The sequence below is a fragment of the Pseudomonas wuhanensis genome, from assembly GCF_030687395.1.
GTDB lineage: Bacteria > Pseudomonadota > Gammaproteobacteria > Pseudomonadales > Pseudomonadaceae > Aquipseudomonas > Aquipseudomonas wuhanensis.
In genome coordinates, this window is the sequence record NZ_CP117430.1 from 5,334,201 (window position 1) to 5,358,998 (window position 24,798).

Sequence of the window (24,798 nt, forward strand, 5' to 3'; positions counted from 1 at the left end):
GGCAACTCCTGCGATTCAGGCGAATCCACAGAAGTTGTATCAAGAAGGGAGCGTAGTCTACCGGAAAGCCCCTTTCAGCTCAAACCTTGATCTTCGATCGCAGGCTGCCAATGCAAATACCAGCCAACTTGCTCACCACCATTTAGCCCCCGCAGGTTCGCCACCGCCAGCAATTGCTCGCCTCTGTAGACCAGCGGCAATCTGCCACGGGCGAAGCTCGGGATGCCGCTTTCATTGAGTAAACGCTTCAAGTCACGATGGCCGCGATCGGGCAGGTTCATGACCTCGCCCCCCTCACGATAGCGGATCTGCAGCGGGCCAACGGGGATCTGACCGGTGAACATGAGTACGCCGTTATCCGGCAACGCCAGTGATACCGAGGGATCAGCCCAAGACACCGGCGATGGCTGAGTGCGCAGCCAGCCGCCAGACAACCACCAGAGACGCCCGCCCGCGCGATGCAATTCACCCGCCGCCAGCCGCCAGACCGGACGCGCATCGCCGGTCGCATCGCGCAAATTTTCCCAACCCGACCAATGGTCACTGTCCGGCAAAGTCGTCAGCGATTTGAGCCAATGACTTAACGCATTGCGCTGGCGCGCATCAGACAGTTTTTCCAGGGGTGCCAGCTCCAGCGACGGCAAACCCAACCAATCGAAATCACTGACCGTGGTAGCGTGGGCCAGATCGATTTGCGCCAATTCATCGAGCAACCCCTGCGCTTCACTCAGATGCGCAGCGCTACGAGCCATGGTCGCCACCGCTTGCGGCCAGCGCGCGGTCAACACGGGGAACACCTGATGACGCAGATAATTGCGCGAGAACTGACGGTCCTGGTTCGACGGATCCTCGATCCAGCTCAACTGATATTCAGTCGCGTAGGCCTCAAGCTCGGCGCGAGTGACGTCGAGCAAGGGGCGCAGCAGATGCCCCCGGCCCAAAGGACGCTCGCTCGGCATCCCCGACAACCCTCTCACCCCAGCCCCACGCATCAGCCGAAACAACAGGGTTTCCGCCTGATCGTCACGGTGTTGCCCAGTGAGCAGCACTTCACCGGTATGAGTCGCCGCAATGAAGGCGCCATAACGCGCATCCCGCGCCGCACGCTCAAGGCTGGCGCCAGGTTCAACCTGAACACGCACGACCTCTAGCGGCACTCCCAACGCATCACAGACTGACTGACAATGTTCCGGCCATGCATCAGCCGCAGCCTGAAGGCCATGGTGGACATGAATGGCGGTCAACGCCGGTAAGGATTGGTTTTTTGCGAGGTGTGCGAGAAGGTGCAGCAGGACAGTGGAATCGAGACCACCGGAGAAGGCAATGCGCCAGGCTGTAGCGGTGCGCCAAGGTGCAAGATTCAGCAGGAGCCTGGTTGGCAAATCAATCGTAGGCTGGCTCATATCGGTCACTTCGCACAAATCAAATGTGGGAGCGGGCTTGCTCGCGAAAGCGGCTTAACATTCAACACATCGGTTGTCAGTTATACCGCTTTCGCGAGCAAGCCCGCTCCCACATTGGTTATCCAGCACTTGCCGAAGCAGCGTCAGATCAGAGACCGTAGCTCATCAGACGCTCGTAACGACGGGCCAACAGCGCCTCGTTATCGAACTTCTTCAACATCGCCAGTTGCGAGCTCAGTTCGGCGCGGATCGAGGCAGCCGCAGCGGCCGGGTCACGATGAGCGCCGCCCAATGGCTCGCCGATCACTTTATCGACAATGCCCAGGCCCTTCAGACGCTCGGCAGTGATGCCCATCGCCTCAGCGGCATCTGGAGCTTTCTCGGAAGTTTTCCACAGAATCGAGGCGCAACCTTCCGGAGAAATCACCGCGTAGGTCGAATATTGCAGCATGTTCAGCTGATCGCAGACGCCGATTGCCAGCGCACCACCGGAACCACCCTCACCGATCACGGTGGCGATGATTGGGGTTTTCAGGCGAGCCATGACGCGCAGGTTCCAGGCAATTGCTTCGCTCTGGTTACGCTCTTCAGCGTCGATGCCTGGGTAAGCACCCGGGGTGTCGATGAAGGTCAGGATCGGCATTTTGAAACGCTCGGCCATTTCCATCAGGCGGCACGCTTTGCGGTAGCCTTCCGGACGCGGCATGCCGAAGTTACGGCGAACCTTCTCGCGCACTTCGCGGCCTTTCTGGTGACCGATGATCATCACCGGTTGATCGTCCAGACGGGCAACACCGCCGACAATGGCAGCGTCGTCGGAGAAGTGACGGTCGCCGTGCAGTTCGTCGAACTCGGTGAAGATGTGTTCGATGTAGTCCAGGGTATAAGGACGTTTCGGGTGACGCGCCAGACGTGCGATCTGCCAGCTGGTCAGCTTGCCGAAGATGTCTTCGGTCAGCGTGCTGCTCTTGTCCTGCAGGCGGGAGATCTCATCGCCGATATTCAGCGAATTGTCATTACCGACCAAGCGCAACTCTTCGATCTTGGCTTGCAGGTCGGCGATCGGCTGTTCGAAATCTAGAAAATTCGGGTTCATAGGCGTCCGTCTTGGGTCGACCTCCAAGAGAGCTTGGGCCGGCCGGTTGTCTATTCGCGCCCTACCTTAAGGGACAGGCGCGTTCAGGTCGAGATTAAAAATTCGGGTCGGGATCAGGCGCGTTCCAATGGTAAGGAATGGCACCTGACCGTCAACGGTATTGGAGGAAGACGTTGTCTCGCCCGAACTGGTCACGCAGGGCTTGAATCAAGGCATCCGCCGGATCGATCCGCCAAGTCTCGCCGAACTGCAACAAGGCCTTCGCATCGGGACTGGTGTACTCCATGGTGATCGGGCACGCGCCGCGGTGGCGCTTGAACAACTCACCCAGCCAGCGTAGCTGATCGCCCTTCAAATCCTTGGTGTGCAATTTCAGGCGCAGGCTTTCGGCCAGGTTGGTGCGCGCATCTTCCATGCTCATCACCCGCTTGACCCGCAGCCGCAGGCCGCCAGAGAAGTCGTCATTGCTGACTTCGCCTTCGACCACCACCATCGCGTCGGTCTGCAACAGCGACTGCGCGGAATGGAAGGCGTCGGCGAACAGCGAGGCTTCGATCCGCCCGGAGCGGTCGTCGAGGGTGATGAAACCCATCTTGTCGCCCTTTTTGTTCTTCATCACTCGCAGGGCGATGATCATGCCCGCGACCGTCTGGGTATCGCGAGCCGGCTTCAGGTCGATGATGCGCTGACGGGCGAAGCGACGAATCTCGCCTTCGTATTCGTCGATCGGGTGACCGGTCAGGTACAGGCCCAGGGTGTCTTTCTCCCCTTTCAGGCGTTCCTTGAGGGTCAGTTCCTTGGCCTTGCGGTGGTTGACATAAACATCGGCGTCTTCCTCGACGAACAGGCCGCCAAACAGATCGGCATGACCACTGTCGTGGGTGCGAGCGGTTTGTTCGGCAGCCTTGATCGCCCCTTCCATGGCGTTCAGCAAGACCGCCCGGTTGCGGTCGATGTTGGCCTGATAGGCTTTCGGCTCATCGTGGAAGTACGGACCAAGACGATCCAGCGCGCCACTGCGGATCAAACCATCCAGGGTGCGCTTGTTAATGCGCTTGAGATCAACCCGGGCGCAGAAATCAAAGAGATCCTTGAACGGGCCTTCCTGACGCGCCTCGGTGATCGCTTCGACCGGGCCCTCGCCAACACCCTTGATCGCGCCCAATCCGTAAATAATCCGGCCTTCGTCGTTCACCGTGAACTTGAACTCCGAGGTGTTCACGTCCGGTGCGTCGAGGCGCAGCTTCATGGTCCGCACTTCTTCGATCAAGGTCACGACCTTGTCGGTATTGTGCATATCCGCCGACAGTACCGCAGCCATGAACGGCGCCGGGTAGTGGGCTTTCAGCCACGCGGTCTGGTACGACACCAGACCGTACGCGGCGGAGTGGGATTTGTTGAAGCCGTAACCGGCGAATTTTTCTACCAGGTCGAAGATGTTACCGGCCAGGTCGGCGTCGATATTGTTGGTGGCGCAACCTTCAATGAAACCGCCACGTTGCTTGGCCATTTCTTCGGGCTTTTTCTTACCCATGGCTCGACGCAGCATGTCTGCACCGCCAAGGGTGTAGCCTGCCATGACCTGGGCAATCTGCATCACCTGTTCCTGATACAGGATGATGCCGTAAGTCGGCGCCAGGACTGGCTTGAGGCCTTCGTACTGGTAATCCGAGTGCGGGTACGCGAGTTCCGCGCGACCGTGCTTACGGTTGATGAAGTCGTCCACCATGCCCGATTGCAACGGGCCCGGACGGAACAGGGCCACCAGTGCGATCAAGTCTTCCAGGCAGTCGGGCTTGAGCTTTTTGATCAGCTCTTTCATGCCGCGCGACTCGAGCTGGAACACCGCGGTGGTTTCGGCTTTTTGCAGCAGCGTGTAAGTCGGTTTGTCGTCCAGCGGGATAAAGGCGATATCCAGCGGCGGCTCGTTGACCTTGGCGCGGTCGCGGTTGATGGTTTTCAGCGCCCAGTCGATGATCGTCAGGGTCCGCAGACCAAGGAAGTCGAACTTCACCAGACCGGCAGCCTCGACGTCGTCCTTGTCGAACTGGGTTACCAGGCCATCGCCCGCTTCATCGCAATAAATCGGCGAGAAGTCGGTCAGCTTGGTCGGCGCGATCACCACACCACCGGCGTGCTTGCCGACGTTACGCACAACACCTTCAAGCTTGCGCGCCATTTCCCAGATTTCCGCGGCTTCTTCATCGACCTTGATGAAGTCGCGCAGGATTTCTTCCTGCTCGTAGGCTTTTTCCAGGGTCATGCCGACTTCGAACGGAATCATCTTCGACAGACGATCCGCCAGGCCGTAAGACTTGCCCTGCACCCGCGCCACGTCACGGACCACCGCTTTCGCCGCCATGGAACCGAAGGTGATGATCTGGCTTACCGCGTTGCGACCGTATTTCTCGGCTACGTAATCGATGACCCGGTCACGGCCGTCCATGCAGAAGTCGACGTCGAAGTCGGGCATGGAAACCCGTTCCGGGTTAAGGAAACGTTCGAACAGCAGGTCATATTCCAACGGGTCGAGGTCGGTGATCTTCTGCACATAGGCCACCAACGACCCGGCACCCGACCCACGCCCCGGACCTACCGGCACGCCGTTATTCTTGGCCCACTGGATAAAGTCCATCACGATCAGGAAGTAACCGGGGAAGCCCATCTGGATGATGATATCCAGCTCGAAATTCAACCGGTCGACGTAGACCTGGCGCTTGGCTTCGTAGTCTTCAGTGGTGTCCTTGGGCAGCAGAACGGTGAGGCGCTCTTCCAGACCGTCGAAGGAAACCTTGCGAAAGTACTCGTCGATGGTCATGCCATCGGGAATCGGGAAGTTGGGCAGGAAGTGCTTGCCCAGTTTCACGTCGATGTTGCAGCGCTTGGCGATCTCGACGGTGTTTTCCAGCGCCTCGGGCAGGTCGCTGAACAGCTCGGCCATTTCCTCGGCGCTTTTGAGGTATTGCTGATCGCTGTAATTCTTCGAACGCCGCGGATCGTCGAGGGCGCGGCCTTCACCGATGCAAACGCGGGTTTCGTGGGCCTCGAAGTCTTCCTGCTTGATGAAGCGCACGTCGTTGGTCGCCACCAGCGGCGCGCCGATTTTCGCCGCCAGGGCCACGGCACCGTGCAGTTGCTCTTCGTCATTGGGGCGGCTGGTGCGCTGGACTTCCAGATAGAAACGATCCGGGAACACCGCCATCCATTCGCGCGCCAGGGTTTCGGCTTCGTCCGGGTTGCCGCTGAGCATGGCCAGACCGATTTCGCCCTCTTTCGCCGCCGACAGCATGATCAAGCCTTCGCTGGCTTCGGCCACCCACTCGCGCTCGATGATGACCGAGCCATTGCGCTGGCCGTCGATGAAACCGCGGGAGATCAGTTCGGTGAGGTTGCGATAACCCACGGCGTTCATCGCCAGCAGACTGATCCGGCTCAAGGGGTTGTCCGGATCCTTGTTCGACAGCCACAGGTCGGCGCCGCAGATCGGCTTGATCCCCGCGCCCATGGCGGCTTTATAGAATTTGACCAGGGAACACATGTTGTTCTGGTCGGTGACCGCCACGGCAGGCATGTTCATGCCGACCAGGGTCTTGACCAGCGGCTTGATCCGCACCAGACCGTCGACCAGGGAATATTCAGTGTGCAGGCGTAGATGAACGAATGAAGCCGGCATAGTGATCCTGTCTAGAAACTAGAAACGTGAAGACAACAAGGCCCGGATTGTACCGGGCCTTGAGTAAAACATCAGCCTGCGACTAACTCTCGATCAGGTTTTCCCGCGCTTCATACGCCAAGCGTACCGGGGCGAACGAGCGGCGATGGATTGGGGTCGGCCCCAAGCGGGCCAGCGCTTCCAGATGAACGGGTGTCGGGTAGCCTTTATGGCCGCCGATCCCGTAACCCGGATAAATCAGTTCGAATGCCGCCATTTCTCGATCACGACTGACCTTGGCCAGAATTGAAGCGGCAGCAATGGCCGGTACCTTGCCATCGCCCTGGATCACCGCTTCCGCACGCATCGAGAGCTTCGGGCAACGGTTGCCGTCGATCATCGCCAGTTTCGGCTGAATGTGCAGCCCTTCGACGGCACGCTGCATGGCCAGCATGGTGGCGTGAAGAATGTTCAGTTCGTCGATTTCTTCTACTTCAGCGCGAGCGACATACCAACTCAGGGCCTTTTCGCAGATTTCGTCGTAAAGCGCATCACGGCGAGCTTCGGTGAGCTTCTTCGAGTCGTTGAGGCCCAGGATGGGGCGGCTCGGATCGAGGATCACTGCCGCCGTCACCACGGCGCCACACAGCGGGCCGCGACCGACTTCATCGACACCTGCCACCAGATCTTCAAGTTCATCGACCAGCATAAAATCCAGGCCCAGCTGTTTGCTTGCTTTGCTCATTATGCTCTGCCAATCAGGTTCAGTACCGCATCCGCTGCCTGATTGGAGGCGTCCAAGCGCAGGGTTCGGTGGATTTCGTCAAAGCCTCGGGTCTGTTCCTGGCCACCTTCGATCAGTGGCGACAGGGTCTGGGCCAAGGCTTCAACCGTCGCATCGTCCTGCAACAACTCCGGCACCAGCAAACGCTGGGCCAGAAGATTCGGCAAGGAGACGTAGGGACTCTTCACCATCCGTTTAAGAATCCAGAACGTCAGCGGTGCCAAGCGATAAGCGACCACCATCGGTCGCTTGTACAACAATGCTTCCAGCGTAGCCGTGCCCGAAGCGATCAACACCGCGTCGCAAGCAGCCAGGGCCAGATGGGATTTGCCGTCGAGCAAGGTCAGCGGCAGATCGCGACCGGCCAGCAGCTCTTCAAGCTGCGCCCGGCGCTGTGGGCTCGCGCATGGCATGACGAACCGTACGCCCGGACGCATGGCCCGCAAGCGCTGGGCGGTGTCGAGGAACAGCGCACCAAGGCGCCCGACCTCACCGCCACGGCTGCCCGGCATCAGGGCGACCAGCGGCCCGTCCGGCAAACCAAGTTCGGCCCGCGCTGCGGCGCGATCAGCCTCAAGCGGAATCGCATCGGCCAGGGAATGGCCGACAAACCGCACCGGCACACCCTTCTCTTCATAAAATTTAGCTTCGAACGGGAACAGCGTCAGCATCAGGTCGCAACCTTCGCGAATCTTCAGCACCCGCTTCTGTCGCCAGGCCCAGACCGACGGGCTGACGTAATGCACGGTCTTGATCCCGGCCTGACGCAGCTTGAGTTCGATATTGAGGTTGAAGTCCGGGGCATCGATACCGATGAACACGTCCGGCTTCTCGGCGATCAGGTCCGCGACCAGTTTCTTGCGACGCGCCAACAGCTCACGCAAACGGCCCAGCACTTCCACCAAGCCCATGACAGACAGGCGTTCCATCGGGAAATACGAGGTCAGGCCTTCGGCCTGCATCAGCGGACCGCCGACACCGATGAACTCGACTGCTGGATGCCGAGCCTTCAGCGCGCGCATGAGACCCGCACCCAGAATGTCACCGGAAGCCTCTCCCGCCACCAGCGCAATACGCAAATTGGCCATGGTTAACGGGTGATGCCGCGGGTCGAAGACTGGATAGAGTCACGGAACACCGCGACTTCCGGGAACTGAAGCGAGGGTTCCGCCAGCTCGGCCAGCGCCTGTTCGACCGTCAGGCCCTGGCGGTAAACCACCTTGTAGGCACGACGCAGCGCGTGGATTGCATCTTCGCTGAAACCGCGACGGCGCATGCCTTCGAAATTCATGCTGCGGGCTTCGGCCGGGTTGCCGAATACCGTGACGTAGGCTGGAACGTCCTTGCCAATGGCAGTGCCCATGCCGGAAAAGCTGTGGGCGCCAATGTGGCAATACTGGTGAACCAGGGTAAAACCGGACAGGATCGCCCAGTCTTCAACGTGCACATGGCCCGCCAACGCGGTGTTGTTGACCAGAATACAGTGGTTACCGATAACGCTGTCGTGACCGATGTGGGCATAGGCCATGATCAGGTTGTGATCGCCCAGGGTCGTTTCCGAACGATCCTGAACGGTCCCGCGGTGAATCGTCACGCCTTCGCGAATGACGTTATGGTCACCGATGACCAGACGGGTTTCTTCGCCTTTGTATTTCAGATCGGGCGTGTCCTCGCCTACCGAAGAAAACTGGTAGATGCGGTTGTGCTTACCGATTCGGGTCGGGCCCTTGAGAATCACATGCGGCCCGATCACTGTCCCCTCGCCGATTTCCACACCTGCGCCGATGATCGACCAAGGGCCGACTTCGACGTCGTCGGCCAGAACGGCCGTCGGATCGATGATTGCGCGAGGGTCAATCAAACTCATAGTTTGCGTTCCGCGCAGATGATTTCAGCGGAGCAGACTGGCTTGCCATCGACCGAAGCCTGGCACTCGAACTTCCAGATCTGACGCTTGCAGCTCAGGAACTTGGCTTCCAAGATCAGCTGGTCGCCTGGCAGCACGGGCTGGCGGAAGCGCAGCTTGTCAGAGCCGACGAAGTAATACAGCGTGCCGTCGGCAGGCTTCACGTCGAGCATTTTGAAACCAAGGATCCCGGCAGCCTGAGCCATCGCTTCGATGATCAATACGCCCGGCATGATTGGATGCGCAGGAAAGTGACCATTGAAGAATGGCTCGTTGATGCTGACATTCTTGTAGGCGCGGATGCGCTTGCCTTCCACATCCAGATCCACGACCCGGTCCACCAGCAGGAACGGGTAACGGTGAGGCAGGTATTCGCGAATCTCGTTGATGTCCATCATTTCGGGGGGGAAGCCTATGTAAAGATTGGGAGCGCGCGACTGACGCGCACTCCTCTAGCAAATCAAGGAGGCAGTCTAGCGGCTGTGCACACTTGATATGGAAATGGTATCAGCCATCTGATGAAGCATTACCGTCAGGGGTCACGTCCCCTACACGCTTTTCCAGCTGTCGCAGACGTCGCGCGATGTCATCGAGCTGACGGATACGTGCCGCGCTTTTGCGCCATTCGGCTGCCGGTTGCATCGCCGTTCCGGAAGAATAGGAACCCGGCTCGGTAATCGAGTGGGTCACCATGGTCATCCCGGTCAGGAAAACGTTGTCGCAAATCTCGATATGCCCCACCAACCCTACGCCACCGGCGAGCATGCAATGCTTGCCGATTTTGGTGCTGCCGGAGATCCCCACACAGGCGGCCATGGCGGTGTGGTCACCGACCTGGACGTTGTGAGCAATCTGAATCTGGTTGTCGAGCTTCACACCATTGCCGATAACGGTATCGGCCAGTGCGCCGCGATCGATAGCCGTATTTACGCCTATTTCCACGTCATCGCCGATCGAAACACCACCAATCTGGGCGATTTTCTGCCAGACGCCTTTCTCGTTGGCAAAACCGAAGCCTTCACCGCCGAGCACGGCACCAGACTGAATCACCACCCGTTTGCCGATGCGCACATCGTGATACAGCGTGACACGCGGGGCCAACCAGCCGCCCTCGCCGATTTCGCAACGCGCACCGATGAAGCAATGAGCCCCAACGGTCACACCTGCGCCAATACGCGCTGCACTTTCGATCACCGCAAAAGCACCGATGCTCGCCGCCGGGTCGACCACTGCATCCACTGCCACCACCGCTGTCGGATGAATACCGGCAAGCGCCTTGGGCTTGGGATCGAACAGATGGGAAACGCGCGCGTAGGCCAGGTATGGATCCGGCACCACCAATGCATCACCGGCAAAACCTTCAGCGTCAGCGGCCTTCAGCAAAACAGCTGCGGCCTGGCTGTCAGCCAGGTATTTACGGTATTGAGGATTTGCCAGAAAGCTCAACTGAGCTGGGCCAGCCTCTTGCAAAGTGGCTAGCCCAGTAATTTCTTTCTTCGGGTCGCCACGTAAGGTGGCGCCGAGGAACTCTGCCAACTGGCCGAGCTTTATAGTCGCTGTCATGGGTTACTTCAGCTGATTCATGCGCTCGATAACCTGGCGAGTGATGTCGTACTGAGGCTTGACATCAATCACTGCGCCACGCTCGAAGACCAGGTCAAAAGCACCTTTCTTGATGACTTCTTCCACAGCGCTGTCCAGTTTCGGCTTGAGCTGTTTCAGCATTTCACGGTCGGCAACGGCCTTGGCTTCGTTCAGTTCCTTGGACTGGAACTGGAAATCACGGGCCTTTTGCTTGAATTCGAGTTCCAGACGTTCACGCTCGCCTTGCTGCATTTTGTCGCCACCAGCCATCAGACGGTCCTGGATACCCTTGGCGCTGCTTTCCAGGCTTTTGAGCTTGGTCAGTTGCGGGCCGAACTTTTTCTCGGCATCCACGGCGTATTTCTTCGCCGCATCGGATTCCAGCAGGGCCATCTGATAGTTCAGAACGGCGATTTTCATGTCGGCAAAAGCCGGGCCTGCTACCAGTACGGTCGCCAGGAGAACCAATTGAGTCAACTTACGCACGATGCACTCCTACAAAATCCATTGTCGTTATCTTGGGTCAGACGCTTAGAACGTCTGGCCGAGGGAGAATTGGAACACTTGAGTCTCAGCGTCATCCGGTTTCTTGACCGGCATCGCCAATGCGAAGCTCAAAGGACCGAGCGCGGTAACCCATGTCACGCCGATACCAACGGAACTGGCCATGTTGCTCAGGCTAATGTCGTTGCACTGCGTATTGGACTTCGAACCGTCAGCGTTCCTGGTTTCTTTGCACGTCGAGTCGAACACGTTACCTACGTCCCAGAATACCGAAGTACGCAGGGAACGCTGATCCTTGACGAACGGCAGAGGGAACAGAACCTCAACACCGCCCTGGATCAGGACATTACCACCGAATGGCAGTGGATCCTGGTCCGGGTCTCTTAGAGTACCCGGGTTAGTGCCCTGGCTTGGTGTACTGCGAGGACCAAGGGTACTGTCCTTGAAGCCACGAACCGAGTTGAAACCACCAGCATAGTAGTTCTCATAGAACGGAAGGCCGTCGGTAGAACCGTAACCATCGCCGTAACCCAGTTCAGTGTGCAGGCGCATTGTGTAGTTTTCAGACAATGGCTGGAACAACTGGCCACGGTAATCGAGTTTGAAGAACGACAAGTCACTGCCAGGGGTGGTGGCTTCCAGAGTCAGGCTCTGGGAACGACCACGGGTTGCCAATACACCTTTGTTCAGCGTGGACTCGGACCAACCGGCCGAGGCCTTGAAGTTCAGGTAGTTGTCGCCTTCCTGGTTAACGAAGTCGAAAATCTCATCAACGGTGTAGCGACCCGTCTTGATCTTGTCTTGTTGCGCGGTCAGGCCGAAGGTCAGACGCGAAGTCTCGCTGATCGGGTAGCCGACGCTCACGCCCGCACCCAGGCTGTCAACGGCATAGCTGGCCACGTCGACATCGAGGTCGTCGTAGTCGGTGGTGCGATAGAACGCGTTGTAACCCAGGCTCACACCGTCAGCAGTCCAGTAGGGGTCGACATAACCGAAGTTATAGCGGCTCTGGTATTCACTGCGGGTCAAGCCGACGCTGACTCGGTTACCGGTACCGAGGAAGTTGTTCTGGGTGATCGAACCACCGAGGATCAAACCGGCACTCTGGGCGAAACCGACGCTGGCGGTAATCGAACCGGACGCCTGTTCTTCAACGCTGTAGTTCACATCAACCTGATCGTCGACACCGGGTACGGCCGGCGTTTCGACGTTGACTTCCTTGAAGAAGCCCAGACGTTCCAGACGCGTCTTGGATTGATCGATCAGGTAAGTCGAAGCCCAACCACCTTCCATCTGACGCATTTCACGGCGCAGCACTTCGTCTTCGGACTTGGTGTTGCCACGGAAGTTGATGCGGTTCACGTAAGCACGCTTGCCCGGATCGACAGCGAACGTGATGTCGACCGTGTGGTCTTCATCGTGAGGCTGAGGCACGCCGTTGACGTTGGCGAAGGTGTAACCCTCGTTACCCAGGCGACGGGTGATCAGTTCGGACGTGGTGGTCATCAGCTTGCGCGAGAACACCTGGCCTTTTTGAACCAGCAGCAGGGACTTGACCTGGTCTTCAGGCACTTTCAGGTCGCCGCTGAGCTTGACGTCACGAACGGTGTACTTCTCGCCTTCGTTGACGTTGACAGTGATGTAGACGTGTTTCTTGTCCGGGGTGATGGACACCTGGGTCGAAGCAATATCCATATTGATATAGCCGCGATCCAGATAGTAGGAACGCAGACGCTCCAGGTCACCGGAGAGTTTTTCACGAGCGTACTTGTCATCGTTCTTGAAGAACGACAGCCAGTTGCTGGTCTTGAGTTCGAACAGGTCGATCAGGTCTTCATCAGGGAAGACCGTGTTACCCACCACGTTGATGTGCTGGATAGCCGCAACGGTGCCTTCGTTGATGTTGACCTTCAGGCCCACGCGGTTACGCGGCTGCGGCACCACTTCGGTATCGACGGTGGCCGAGTAACGGCCCTGAGCGACGTATTGACGCTGCAGCTCGTTACGCACACCTTCAAGGGTGGCGCGCTGGAAGATCTCGCCTTCGGCCAGACCGGATTGTTTGAGGCCCTTCATCAGGTCTTCAGTGGAGATCGCCTTGTTGCCTTCGATCTCGATACTGGCGACCGACGGACGCTCGACTACAGTGATGACGAGGACGTTGCCATCGCGACCCAGCTGGATATCCTGAAAGAAACCGGTTTTGAACAACGCACGAGTGGATTCCACCAGGCGACGATCATCCGCCTGTTCGCCGACGTTCAACGGCAAGGCACCAAAGACGCTACCCGCGGAGACCCGCTGGAGGCCATTGACGCGAATATCAGAGATAGTGAAGGACTCGGCGTGAACTTCGGCGATCATCAATACGGTGAGAACCGCAGTTAGCAGCAGACGTTTCATGAAGTCCTTTCTTATTCCAACTGGCAATAAAAACTGCCGCAAAATGCGGCAGATTCGCAATTCAGCGAAGCGTTACAGTCGACCCAGATCATTGACCAGAGCAAGTAACATCACCCCGACCACCAAACTGATACCGATCTGTATCCCCCAACCTTGCACCCGATCCGACAAGGGACGACCACGCGCCCACTCGATCAGATAAAACAACAAATGTCCCCCATCCAGTACAGGAATGGGCAACAAATTCAGAACCCCCAGGCTAATACTCAGATAAGCAAGGAAATTCAGGAAATCAGCGACGCCCGACTGGGCAGAAGCGCCCGCCACTTTAGCAATGGTTATCGGTCCACTCAAGTTTTTTACCGAGAGCTCACCGAACAACATTTTCTTGAGCGAATCGAGGGTCAGTACACTCATGGTCCAGGTGCGTCGGGCACCCTCGCCAATCGCAGCCACCGGACCGTAACTGACTTCGCGAATCATCTCTGGCGGCCATTCGACCGCTTTCACCCCGGCACCCAGATAACCATTGGGTGACTTGCTCTCGCCGCGTGCGGCCAACGTCACAGGGACGTCGATTTGAGCACCATCGCGCTCCACGCGCAGCATGATTTTGGTATCCGGATGCATACGGACGATGTCGACTACCTGCTGCCAGTCGTCCAGCGCCTTGCCATCAAGGGCCAACAAGCGGTCACCCGGCTTCAGGCCCGCAGCCTTCGCCGGCCCTTTCGGATCAAACTCGGCCAGGACTGGAGGCAACGCCGGACGCCAAGGACGAATACCCAGCGAGCGAATCGGATCTGGCTCCTCGGCCCCCTTGAGCCACTTGTCCAGCACCAACTCACGGGGAGAGTCCACCGTGGAGCCCTGTTCGCGGACCAGCAATTGAAGGGAACCGCTCTCACCCAGACGGCGGATCAGTTGCAGGTTCACCGCGGCCCAGCCGGAGGTTGGCTCGCCATCGATGGCCATAATTTCCTGGCCAGGGCTCAAACCTGCCTTGGAGGCAATACTGCCGGACTCGACCGCACCGATAACCGGCCGCACCTGCTCGCTGCCCAGCATGGCCAACGCCCAGAAAAACACCAAGGCCAATAGAAAGTTGGCGATCGGGCCGGCCGCGACGATGGCGATGCGTTGACGGACAGATTTGCGATTGAAGGATTGATCGACCTGATCGGCCGGGACCTCGCCTTCGCGCTCATCGAGCATCTTCACGTAGCCACCCAACGGGATGGCCGCGACCACGAATTCAGTGCCTTTACTGTCGTGCCAGCGCAGCAGCGGCATGCCGAAGCCCACGGAGAAACGCAGCACTTTGACCCCACAGCGACGCGCGACCCAGAAATGGCCGAATTCGTGGAAGGTGACCAGCACACCCAGCGCTACCAGGGTGCCGACAATCATATAGAGCGCGCTCATGTACTTTCTCCGCAATCCTATCAGTGCTGCATGGGGCAACGTATTGCAGCACTTATCGCCCGTGACGGCTCAACCATTGCCCGGCCAGTACCCGTGCTTTCGCATCAGCCGTAAACACTGCCTCGAGATCATCTACCGCAACCACAGGCTCGAGGTTCAACACTTCCTCGATAATACTCGCGATTTCCAGGTAGCGAACCCGTCCGTCGAGAAACGCCGCCACAGCCACCTCATTCGCGGCATTGAGCATGGCCGGCGCACTGTTGCCAGCCTCGGCGGCTTGACGCGCAAGGCGCAGGCAAGGGAAACGCTCCTCATCGGGCGCCTGGAAATCCAGGCGAGCGATGGCAAACAGGTCCAGCGGCGCAACGCCCGAGTCGATTCGCTCTGGCCAGGCCAGGGCATTGGCGATCGGCGTGCGCATGTCCGGATTGCCCAACTGCGCCAATACCGAACCATCGATGTAGTCGACCAGCGAATGAATCACGCTCTGCGGGTGAATCACCACTTCGACCTGGGACGGCGTGGCGTCGAACAGCCAGCAGGCTTCGATCAGCTCGAGCCCTTTGTTCATCATGCTGGCCGAATCCACCGAAATCTTGCGCCCCATGGTCCAATTCGGGTGCGCACACGCTTGCTCGGGAGAAACATGCGCCAGTTCGGCCATGGGTGTCTGCCGGAACGGTCCGCCAGAGGCTGTCAGTAAAATCCGACGCACACCGACCGCACCAAGTCCACGAGCGAAATCCTGTGGCATGCACTGGAAAATCGCGTTGTGCTCGCTGTCGATCGGCAGCAGCACCGAACCGCTTTTGCGCACGGCCTGCATGAACAGCGCACCGGACATCACCAGCGCTTCTTTATTGGCCAGAAGAATCTTCTTGCCGGCCTCGACCGCCGCCAGGGTCGGACGCAAGCCCGCCGCACCGACGATGGCCGCCATCACCGCATCGACTTCCGGATCGGAGGCGACCTGACACAAGCCCTCCTCCCCTACCAGAACGCGGGTCGACAGACCGGCTGCGCGCAAATCGTCCTGCAACCTTGAGGCAGCGCCAGATTCCGGCACGACGGCGAAGCGCGGCGAATGACGCGCACACAGTGCCAGCAACTCACTCAAACGAGTGAAACCGCTCAAGGCGAAAACCTGATAACGCTCGGGATGACGGGCAATGACGTCGAGGGTGCTCAGGCCAATCGAACCGGTCGCTCCCAGCACGGTAATCTGTTGTGGGCGGCTCATGCTGCCATCCACAGCAGCACTGCGAATACCGGAATCGCTGCCGTCAGGCTGTCGATGCGGTCCAGCACGCCGCCGTGGCCGGGCAGCAGATTACTGCTGTCCTTGATCCCCGACTGGCGCTTGAACATGCTTTCGGTGAGGTCGCCGACCACTGAAATGAATACGATAATTGCGGCACCGAACAGGCCCATCAGCATCTGAGCGAAACTCCAGTCCCGCACAAAACCGACGATTGCGGTAATCACCAGACTCACCAGCAAGCCGCCGTATACGCCTTCCCAGCTCTTGCCAGGGCTGACCTGGGGCGCCAACTTGCGTTTGCCGAAGGCCCGACCGGAAAAGTACGCACCAATATCGGCACCCCAGACCAGCACCATTACGGCCATGATCAGCCAGTTACCCAAGGGTTCCTGCTTGATCAGAACCAGGCCTTGCCAGGCCGGCAACAGAATCAACAAACCGATCACCAGTTTGCAGGCAGCACTGGCCCAATGTTGACTGGACTGTGGATAGGTCAGCACCAGATACGTGGCCACGCCCCACCAGAGCACTGCAGCACCCAACACCCAAGGCGCGAGCCCCGGCAGGATGTGCATGAAAAACAGCATCAACGCGACCACAGCGGCATAGGCAAGGCGAATCGACTGAGCAGCGAAACCTGCCAACCGCGCCCACTCCCACGCCCCGAGCGTCACCACCAGCCCGATGAACAGCGCAAAACCGGACCCTTCGAGCAGGAAAAACCCGCACAGGGCAATCGGCAGCAGAATCAGCGCCGTGATGATTCGTTGTTTAAGCATTAAACCCGGGCTCCAGCCTCGACCTGCTCGCTCGTTTTACCGAAGCGACGCTGGCGAGAAGCGAAATCGGCTAGCGCATTGCGCATGGCGTCGTGTTTGAAGTCCGGCCAGAACAGGTCGGAGAAGTACAACTCGGCGTAAGCCAGCTGCCACAGCAGGAAGTTACTGATGCGATGCTCGCCACCGGTACGGATACACAAGTCTGGCAGCGGCAGATCGCCGGTCGCCAGACAGGTTTGTAACAGCTCTGGGGTAATGTCCTCCGGACGCAGATGCCCGGCCTGAACTTCGCGAGCCAGACGCTGCGCGGCTTGCGCGATATCCCACTGACCGCCATAGTTGGCGGCGATCTGCAGGACAAAGCGGTTGGCACCGACAGTCATCGCCTCGGCTTCGCGCATGGCGGCCTGAAGCTCCGGGTGAAAACGCGAACGATCGCCAATGATGCGCAAACTGATGTTGTTGTCGTTGAGGCGCTTGGCCTCGCGACGCAACGCCTTGAAGAACAGATCCATCAAGGCACTGACCTCATCGGCCGGGCGCTGCCAGTTCTCGCTGGAGAAGGCGAACAGGGTCAGTACTTCAACCTTGGCCTCGGCACACACCTCGATGACCGCACGCACCGCATCCACGCCTGCTTTATGCCCGGCGACACCCGGCATAAAGCGTTTTTTCGCCCAGCGATTATTACCATCCATGATGATCGCGACATGGCGCGGCACCGCGGACGGCGCAGTCTGCTTTGTCTTATCCATTAAAACGTGACCCTTATACGGCCATCAGGTCTTTTTCTTTCTGCGCCAAATTCGCGTCGATTTCAGCCACGTATTTTTTGGTCAGATCATCAATTTCGCCAGTAGCGCGACGCTCTTCGTCTTCGCTGATTTCCTTTTCCTTGACCAGGTCCTTGAGCTGGCTGTTCGCGTCACGACGGATGTTGCGCACCGCAACACGGGCATCTTCAGCGACATCGCGAGCCTGCTTGGTGAAGCCCTTGCGGGTTTCTTCAGTCAGGGCCGGCATGGAGATCAGCAACAACTCACCGAGGTTGGTCGGGTTGAGGTTCAGACCCGCGCTACCGATGGCTTTGTCGACGGCACCCAGCATGTTGCGCTCAAAGGCAACTACTTGCAGGGTACGGGCGTCTTTAACGGTGATGTTCGCCACCTGTTTGATCGGAGTGTCGGAGCCGTAGTACGGAACCATCACACCTTCCAGAATGCTTGGGTGGGCCTGACCCGTACGAATACGACCGAAGTTGTGAGCCAGCGACTCGACGGATTTTTTCATGCGCTCTTGAGCGTCTTTCTTGATTTCGTTGATCATTGTTGGCCTTCCTCGATCAGGGTCCCTTCAGCGCCGCCATGTACGATGTTCAGCAGGGCGCCGGGCTTGTTCATGTTAAATACGCGCAACGGCATCTTGTGGTCGCGGCACAGGCAAATGGCCGTCAGATCCATCACGCCCAGCTTGCGATCCAGTACTTCATCATAAGTCAGATGATCGAACTTCTCGGCATGCGGGTCTTTGAATGGATCAGCCGTGTAAACGCCATCGACCTTGGTTGCCTTGAGCACGACGTCAGCGTCGATTTCGATTGCACGCAAACAGGCTGCCGAATCCGTGGTGAAGAACGGATTACCGGTACCGGCCGCGAAAATCACGACTTCCTTGGCGTTCAGGTGACGCATGGCTTTGCGGCGATCATAGTGATCGGTCACGCCAACCATGGAAATGGCCGACATCACGATGGCCGAGATATTGGCACGTTCCAGCGCATCGCGCATCGCCAGGGCGTTCATCACAGTGGCCAGCATGCCCATGTGGTCGCCAGTAACCCGATCCATGCCCGCCGCGCTGAGCGCCGCGCCGCGGAACAGGTTGCCACCACCGATCACCAGACCGACCTGAACACCGATGCCGACCAGTTGGCCAACTTCCAGAGCCATGCGATCCAGAACTTTGGGGTCGATCCCGAACTCTTCCGAGCCCATCAGGGCCTCGCCGCTAAGCTTGAGTAGAATGCGTTTATAGCGAGCCTGATAACCACTGCCCTGCTGAGCCATTGCGAATCTCTCCTGCGGCGTATTTTAAAAATTCTTTGCGAGCTGTTTACAGCTGGCGTTCACTCTAGCTTGGCACTGCTTCAGCGCCATCGGAACATGGCTTTGTAAGCCAGTTCCAAAAGGAAACCAATTAAAATTGGCAACCCCATCTGAAAAGAGGCTGCGCGCGTGAGCGGGCAGCCTCTTCAGGGCGACAGTTAAAAAACCGTCTTATTGCTTGGCGGCAGCCAGCTGGGCAGCAACTTCTTCAGCGAAGTTGTCGACCGGCTTCTCGATGCCTTCGCCTACTTTGAAGTAGGTAAAAGAAACGATTTCAGCACCGGCTTTCTTGGCCAGTTCGCCGACCTTGATTTCAGGGTTCTTGACGAACGCCTGCTCAACCAGGCTCGCTTCAGCCAGGAACTTGCTGATACGACCTTTGACCATGTTTTCAACGATGTTTTCTGGCTTGCCAGCGATCTTGTCAGCGTTGAGGGTCAGGAACACGCCTTTCTCGCGCTCGATCGCTTCAGCGGAAACTTCCGATGGCAGCAGGAATTCAGGGTTGGTGGCCGCTACGTGCATAGCGATGTCCTTGGCCAGCTCAACGTTGCCGCCCTTGAGAACAACCGCGACACCGATCTTGTTGCCGTGCAGGTAACCACCAACAACATCACCTTCAACGCGAGCCAGGCGACGGATGTTGACGTTTTCGCCAACCTTGCCGACCAGAACCAGGCGATCGGCTTCTTGAGCTTCGACCAGCGGAGCGACATCAGTCAGCTTGTCAGCGAATGCCTTTTCTACGCTGGAAGCAACAAATGCCTTGAAGTCGTCTTGCAGGGCCAGGAAGTCGGTCTGCGAGTTCACTTCCAGCAGAACGGCGGATTTACCGTCTTCTTTAAGAGCGATCGCGCCTTCAGCGGCAACGTTGCCAGCTTTTTTGGCAGCCTTGATGGCGCCCGAAGCACGCATGTCATCAATGGCTTTTTCGATGTCGCCGCCGGCCTTGGTCAAGGCCTTTTTGCAATCCATCATGCCTTCGCCGGTACGCTCGCGCAGTTCTTTGACCAACGCTGCAGTAATCTCTGCCATTTTCAAATTCCTCTTGGATAGGTTTTCAACCATTCCACCCGATCGAACGGGCGTTCAATTCTTCCCGAACCACCCTTGTTAGCCGCTGCACGTTACAGATGCTGTAGCTGCGCTGCTCACAAATGGTTTTCGAGGTGGCAAAAAGGGGGCCAAGCCCCCTTTTTGCTTACTGAGTCAACGCCAGGGCGTCAATTACTCAGCTGCAGCTGCCGGAGCTTCTTCAACGAACTGCTCGGTGCCGCCAGCAACGTGGTTGCGACCGCGGATTACAGCGTCAGCCATCGAACCCATGTACAGCTGGATAGCGCGGATTGCGTCATCGTTGCCTGGGATAATGTAGTCAACGCCTTCCGGGCTGCTGTTGGTATCGACTACGCCGATAACCGGGATGCCCAGCTTGTTGGCTTCGGTGATCGCGATGCGCTCGTGATCAACGTCGATAACGAACAGAGCGTCTGGCAGACCGCCCATGTCCTTGATACCACCCAGGGAACGATCCAGCTTCTCAAGATCGCGAGTGCGCATCAGCGCTTCTTTCTTGGTCAGCTTGGCGAAAGTACCGTCTTCGGCTTGTACTTCAAGGTCACGCAGACGCTTGATGGAAGCACGGATGGTTTTGAAGTTGGTCAGCATGCCGCCCAACCAGCGGTGATCGACGTACGGCGAACCGCAACGTGCTGCTTCTTCAGCAACGATCTTGCCAGCGGAACGCTTGGTGCCGACGAACAGAATCTTGTTTTTGCCCTGGGCCAGACGCTCTACGAAAGTCAGAGCTTCGTTGAACATTGGCAGGGTTTTTTCAAGGTTGATAATGTGAATCTTGTTACGCGCGCCGAAAATGTACTTACCCATTTTCGGGTTCCAGTAACGGGTCTGGTGACCGAAGTGCACACCGGCCTTCAGCATATCGCGCATGTTGACTTGGGACATGATAGTTCCTTAATAAGTCGGGTTTGGCCTCCACGTATCCCAATGACCAACCAGCAGCTTCAGCTGAAGGCACCCAGGTCATCGTGTCGACACGTGTGTGGATTTAAGCTTTTCAGGGTATCCCCGGAAAGCGGCGCATTTTATATCACAAGGCAGAAAAAAACGGAACCCGGATTCTGAAAACCTGGGGAATGCTTTTGGCCCCCGCCTTGGAATCCCCTCAGAATGCGCCATCCTATAGAGGGAAGCGATGCACAGAGGCTCAGATTTGCGCTGATCGTCTGATAGAATCGTGTTTTTCAGGGCCGCGACAATTGTTCGCGCAACGCCCATTTCGTTTTAGAAGGCGCCATTGAGCGCAGAGAGAGCCTGTATGACCGTCACCCTCAAAACCCCAGAGGACATCGCAAAAATGCGGATCGCCGGCAAATTGGCCGCCGACGTGCTGGAAATGATTGCTGATTATGTCAAACCGGGTGTCACCACCGAAGAGCTGGACCGCATCTGCCACGACTACATCGTCAATGAGCAGAAAGCCATCCCTGCCCCGCTCAACTACAAGGGCTTTCCGAAGTCAATCTGCACCTCGATCAACCACGTGGTCTGCCACGGCATCCCGAACGAGAAACCGTTAAAGGATGGTGACACGCTGAACATCGACGTCACTGTGATCAAGGACGGCTACCACGGCGACACCAGCCGCATGTTCCACGTCGGTTCCGTTCCGGTCTGGGCCGAGCGTCTGTCCCAGGTGACTCAGGAATGCATGTACAAGGCCATCGAACTGGTCAAACCCGGCTGCCGCCTGGGCGATATCGGTGAAGTGATCCAGAAGCACGCGGAAAAGAACGGCTTCTCGGTGGTTCGCGAGTTCTGCGGCCACGGCATCGGCAAGGTGTTCCACGAAGAACCGCAGATCCTGCACTACGGCCGCGCCGGCACCGGCATGGAACTGAAAGCCGGCATGACCTTCACCATCGAGCCGATGATCAACCAGGGCAAGGCCGACACCAAGGTGCTGGGCGATGGCTGGACCGCCATCACCAAGGATCGCAAGCTGTCGGCTCAGTGGGAACACACCCTGCTGGTGACCGAAACCGGCTACGAGATCTTCACCCTGCGCAGCGACGATACGATCCCGCGCGTTTCGGCCTGATCCCGCCCGCACCGTTCCCAGCCTTACAGAAAGGAAAGCCAATCGATGCCGCAGGTGGATCCCGAACTCTTCGACCGCGGCCAGTTCCAGGCTGAACTGGCCCTGAAAGCAAGCCCTATTGCTGCTTTCAAGAAGGCGATCCGTCAGGCCCGCGAAGTGCTCGACGAGCGGTTTCGCAGTGGCCGGGATATTCGCCGGCTGATCGAGGATCGCGCCTGGTTTATCGACAATATCCTGCAACAGGCCTGGGAACAGTTTAACTGGAGCGAAGACGCCGATATCGCCCTCGTGGCGGTCGGTGGCTACGGTCGCGGCGAGCTGCACCCCTATTCCGACATCGATCTGCTGATTTTGCTGGACAGCGCCGATCACGAAATTTTTCGGGATTCCATCGAACGCTTTCTGACGTTGCTGTGGGACATCGGCCTGGAAGTCGGCCAGAGCGTTCGTTCGGTGGACGAATGCGCCGTCGAGGCCCGTGCCGACCTGACGGTCGTCACCAATCTGATGGAAAGCCGCACCATTTGCGGCCCCGAGCGGTTGCGCCAGCGCATGCTGGATGTCACCAGCACCGCGCACATGTGGCCGAGCAAGGAATTCTTCCTGGCCAAACGCGCCGAGCAAAAGGCCCGTCACCACAAATACAATGACACTGAATACAACCTGGAACCCAACGTCAAAGGCTCGCCCGGTGGCCTTCGGGATATTCAGACGATTCTGTGGGTGGCCCGTCGTGAATACGGCACCCTGAACCTGCGGGCTCTGGCGGGCGAAGGTTTCCTGGTGGAGAGCGAAAACGCCCTGCTGGCCTCGTCCCAGGAGTTTCTGTGGAAGGTACGTTACGCCCTGCACATGCTCGCCGGCCGCTCCGAAGACCGCCTGCTGTTCGATCACCAGCGCTCGATTGCGGGATTGCTGGGTTTCGCAGGCAATGACGCCAAGCAAGCCATCGAAAACTTCATGCAGCAGTACTACCGGGTGGTCATGAGCATTGCCCAGCTCAGCGACCTGATCATCCAGCACTTCGAAGAAGTGATCCTGGCCCCCGAAGACGAAGCGCCACCACAACCGATCAACTCGCGGTTCCAGCTGCACGACGGCTACATCGAGGCGCGTAACGACAACGTGTTCCGCCGTACGCCATTCGCCATGCTCGAGATCTTTGTGCTGATGGCCCAGCAACCGGAGATCAAAGGCGTACGCGCCGATACCATCCGCCTGCTGCGGGAAAATCGTCATCTTATCGACGACGATTTTCGCAACGACATTCGTAATACCAGCCTGTTCATCGAGCTGTTCAAGTGCAAGATCGGCATCCACCGCAATCTGCGGCGGATGAACCGTTACGGCATCCTTGGGCGCTATCTGCCAGAGTTCGGCTTCATTGTCGGGCAGATGCAGCATGACCTGTTTCATATCTATACGGTCGATGCCCATACCCTGAATCTGATCAAGCACTTGCGTAAGCTGCAGTACACCCAGGTGTCGGAAAAATTCCCGTTGGCCAGCAAGCTCATGGCCAAACTGCCCAAACCCGAACTGATTTACCTGGCCGGCCTGTACCACGACATCGGCAAAGGCCGGCATGGCGATCATTCGGAAATCGGCGCCGTGGATGCCGAAGCCTTTTGCCAGCGCCACCAATTGCCGATCTGGGACAGCCGCCTGATCGTGTGGCTGGTGCAGAACCATCTGGTGATGTCGACCACGGCCCAGCGCAAGGACCTTTCCGACCCGCACGTGATCCACGATTTCGCGCAGACCGTCGGCGATGAAACCCGCCTCGATTATCTGTATGTGCTGACCGTTGCAGACATCAACGCAACCAACCCGACGCTGTGGAATTCCTGGCGCGCGAGCCTGTTGCGCCAGCTTTACACCGAGACCAAGCGCGCCTTGCGTCGCGGCCTGGAAAACCCGGTGGACCGCGAAGAGCAGATCCGCCAGACCCAGAGCGCGGCACTGGACATCCTGGTACGCGGCGGCAACGATCCGGACGATGTCGAGCAGCTCTGGGCGCAATTGGGTGATGACTATTTCCTGCGCCACACCGCTGGCGACGTGGCCTGGCACACCGACGCGATCCTGCAGCAGCCGGCCGACGGCGGCCCGCTGGTACTGATCAAGGAAACCACCCAGCGCGAGTTCGAGGGCGGTACGCAGATCTTCATCTATGCACCGGATCAACACGACTTCTTCGCCGTGACCGTGGCGGCGATGGACCAGCTCAATCTGAACATTCACGACGCCCGGGTCATCACTTCCAGCAGCCAGTTCACCCTCGACACCTATATCGTGCTCGACACCGATGGCGACTCGATCGGCGACAACCCGGCACGGGTCAAGCAGATCCGCGAAGGCCTGACCGAAGCCCTGCGCAATCCGGACAACTACCCGACCATCATCCAGCGTCGGGTACCGCGCCAGCTCAAGCATTTCGCGTTTGCGCCACAGGTGACGATCCACAACGACGCCCAGCGTCCGGTGACGGTGCTGGAGCTCAGTGCGCCCGACCGCCCTGGGCTGCTGGCACGGATCGGGACGATTTTCCTAGAGTTCGATCTGTCGCTGCAAAACGCCAAGATCGCCACCTTGGGCGAGCGCGTGGAAGACGTGTTCTTCATCACCGACGCGAACAATCAGCCGCTATCCGACCCGTTGCTGTGCAGCCGTTTGCAGGATGCAATCGTCGAACAGCTGAGCGTCAGCCAGGAACCCGATATCAAACTTTCGCGCATTAGTATCTGAATTTACAAACTTCCCCCTGTGGGA

20 protein-coding genes are annotated in these 24,798 nt (G+C 58.3%); 2 read left to right on the forward strand and 18 right to left on the reverse strand.

Annotated features, from left to right (window positions below; genetic code table 11):
* Positions 1 to 74: 74 nt before the first annotated feature.
* The 18 genes from tilS to rpsB all read right to left on the reverse strand — a co-directional run bounded on the left by tilS (position 75) and on the right by rpsB (position 20,870).
* On the reverse strand, positions 75 to 1,403 hold the full coding sequence (gene tilS, locus PSH88_RS24715) for a tRNA lysidine(34) synthetase TilS (protein ID WP_305423198.1): 1,329 nt from the start codon (positions 1,401 to 1,403) through the stop codon (positions 75 to 77).
* A 148-nt stretch (positions 1,404 to 1,551) separates the two neighbouring features.
* The gene (locus tag PSH88_RS24720) at positions 1,552 to 2,499 is read right to left on the reverse strand and encodes an acetyl-CoA carboxylase carboxyltransferase subunit alpha (protein WP_052966371.1); all 948 of its coding nucleotides are present in this window, start codon (positions 2,497 to 2,499) and stop codon (positions 1,552 to 1,554) included.
* 151 nt (positions 2,500 to 2,650) lie between these two features.
* A complete protein-coding gene (gene dnaE, locus PSH88_RS24725) occupies positions 2,651 to 6,172 on the reverse strand; it encodes a DNA polymerase III subunit alpha (RefSeq protein WP_305423201.1) in 3,522 nt (1,173 codons plus the stop codon).
* 82 nt (positions 6,173 to 6,254) lie between these two features.
* Positions 6,255 to 6,896, reverse strand: coding sequence for a ribonuclease HII (gene rnhB, locus PSH88_RS24730; protein WP_305423202.1), 642 nt, complete (start codon positions 6,894 to 6,896; stop codon positions 6,255 to 6,257).
* The gene (gene lpxB / locus PSH88_RS24735; RefSeq protein ID WP_007907162.1) at positions 6,896 to 8,023 is read right to left on the reverse strand and encodes a lipid-A-disaccharide synthase; all 1,128 of its coding nucleotides are present in this window, start codon (positions 8,021 to 8,023) and stop codon (positions 6,896 to 6,898) included. Before lpxB ends, rnhB begins: the two co-directional genes overlap by 1 nt.
* A 2-nt stretch (positions 8,024 to 8,025) precedes the next feature.
* The gene (gene lpxA / locus PSH88_RS24740; RefSeq protein ID WP_095054155.1) at positions 8,026 to 8,802 is read right to left on the reverse strand and encodes an acyl-ACP--UDP-N-acetylglucosamine O-acyltransferase; all 777 of its coding nucleotides are present in this window, start codon (positions 8,800 to 8,802) and stop codon (positions 8,026 to 8,028) included.
* On the reverse strand, positions 8,799 to 9,239 hold the full coding sequence (gene fabZ, locus PSH88_RS24745; RefSeq protein WP_007907157.1) for a 3-hydroxyacyl-ACP dehydratase FabZ: 441 nt from the start codon (positions 9,237 to 9,239) through the stop codon (positions 8,799 to 8,801). Before fabZ ends, lpxA begins: the two co-directional genes overlap by 4 nt.
* A gap of 109 nt (positions 9,240 to 9,348) precedes the next feature.
* On the reverse strand, positions 9,349 to 10,404 hold the full coding sequence (gene lpxD / locus PSH88_RS24750) for a UDP-3-O-(3-hydroxymyristoyl)glucosamine N-acyltransferase (RefSeq protein WP_305423204.1): 1,056 nt from the start codon (positions 10,402 to 10,404) through the stop codon (positions 9,349 to 9,351).
* 3 nt (positions 10,405 to 10,407) lie between these two features.
* On the reverse strand, positions 10,408 to 10,911 hold the full coding sequence (locus tag PSH88_RS24755) for an OmpH/Skp family outer membrane protein (protein WP_007907155.1): 504 nt from the start codon (positions 10,909 to 10,911) through the stop codon (positions 10,408 to 10,410).
* Positions 10,912 to 10,956: 45 nt separating this feature from the next.
* Complete coding sequence (gene bamA, locus PSH88_RS24760; RefSeq protein ID WP_305423205.1) at positions 10,957 to 13,332, reverse strand: outer membrane protein assembly factor BamA; 2,376 nt, start codon at positions 13,330 to 13,332, stop codon at positions 10,957 to 10,959.
* Between the two features lie 72 nt (positions 13,333 to 13,404).
* A complete protein-coding gene (gene rseP / locus PSH88_RS24765; protein WP_305423206.1) occupies positions 13,405 to 14,757 on the reverse strand; it encodes an RIP metalloprotease RseP in 1,353 nt (450 codons plus the stop codon).
* A 52-nt stretch (positions 14,758 to 14,809) separates the two neighbouring features.
* Positions 14,810 to 16,000: a 1-deoxy-D-xylulose-5-phosphate reductoisomerase gene (gene ispC / locus PSH88_RS24770; RefSeq protein ID WP_305423207.1), complete on the reverse strand. Its 1,191-nt coding sequence runs from the start codon at positions 15,998 to 16,000 to the stop codon at positions 14,810 to 14,812.
* Complete coding sequence (locus tag PSH88_RS24775; RefSeq protein ID WP_305423208.1) at positions 15,997 to 16,800, reverse strand: phosphatidate cytidylyltransferase; 804 nt, start codon at positions 16,798 to 16,800, stop codon at positions 15,997 to 15,999. Before PSH88_RS24775 ends, ispC begins: the two co-directional genes overlap by 4 nt.
* On the reverse strand, positions 16,800 to 17,555 hold the full coding sequence (gene uppS / locus PSH88_RS24780; RefSeq protein ID WP_008015050.1) for a polyprenyl diphosphate synthase: 756 nt from the start codon (positions 17,553 to 17,555) through the stop codon (positions 16,800 to 16,802). Before uppS ends, PSH88_RS24775 begins: the two co-directional genes overlap by 1 nt.
* Before the next feature lie 13 nt (positions 17,556 to 17,568).
* Positions 17,569 to 18,126, reverse strand: a complete 558-nt coding sequence (gene frr / locus PSH88_RS24785) for a ribosome recycling factor (protein ID WP_007907979.1) — start codon at positions 18,124 to 18,126, stop codon at positions 17,569 to 17,571.
* The gene (pyrH, locus tag PSH88_RS24790) at positions 18,123 to 18,866 is read right to left on the reverse strand and encodes a UMP kinase (RefSeq protein WP_003172271.1); all 744 of its coding nucleotides are present in this window, start codon (positions 18,864 to 18,866) and stop codon (positions 18,123 to 18,125) included. The genes frr and pyrH overlap by 4 nt, the downstream gene beginning before the upstream one ends.
* A gap of 210 nt (positions 18,867 to 19,076) precedes the next feature.
* On the reverse strand, positions 19,077 to 19,940 hold the full coding sequence (gene tsf, locus PSH88_RS24795) for a translation elongation factor Ts (RefSeq protein WP_305423210.1): 864 nt from the start codon (positions 19,938 to 19,940) through the stop codon (positions 19,077 to 19,079).
* Positions 19,941 to 20,132: 192 nt separating this feature from the next.
* Positions 20,133 to 20,870: a 30S ribosomal protein S2 gene (rpsB, locus tag PSH88_RS24800; RefSeq protein ID WP_007907989.1), complete on the reverse strand. Its 738-nt coding sequence runs from the start codon at positions 20,868 to 20,870 to the stop codon at positions 20,133 to 20,135.
* A gap of 373 nt (positions 20,871 to 21,243) precedes the next feature.
* Between rpsB and map the strand changes: the two genes are divergently transcribed.
* Both map and PSH88_RS24810 read left to right on the forward strand, forming a co-directional pair.
* Complete coding sequence (gene map / locus PSH88_RS24805; RefSeq protein ID WP_052966361.1) at positions 21,244 to 22,026, forward strand: type I methionyl aminopeptidase; 783 nt, start codon at positions 21,244 to 21,246, stop codon at positions 22,024 to 22,026.
* A gap of 45 nt (positions 22,027 to 22,071) precedes the next feature.
* Positions 22,072 to 24,774, forward strand: a complete 2,703-nt coding sequence (locus PSH88_RS24810) for a [protein-PII] uridylyltransferase (protein ID WP_305423212.1) — start codon at positions 22,072 to 22,074, stop codon at positions 24,772 to 24,774.
* Positions 24,775 to 24,798 lie beyond the last annotated feature (24 nt).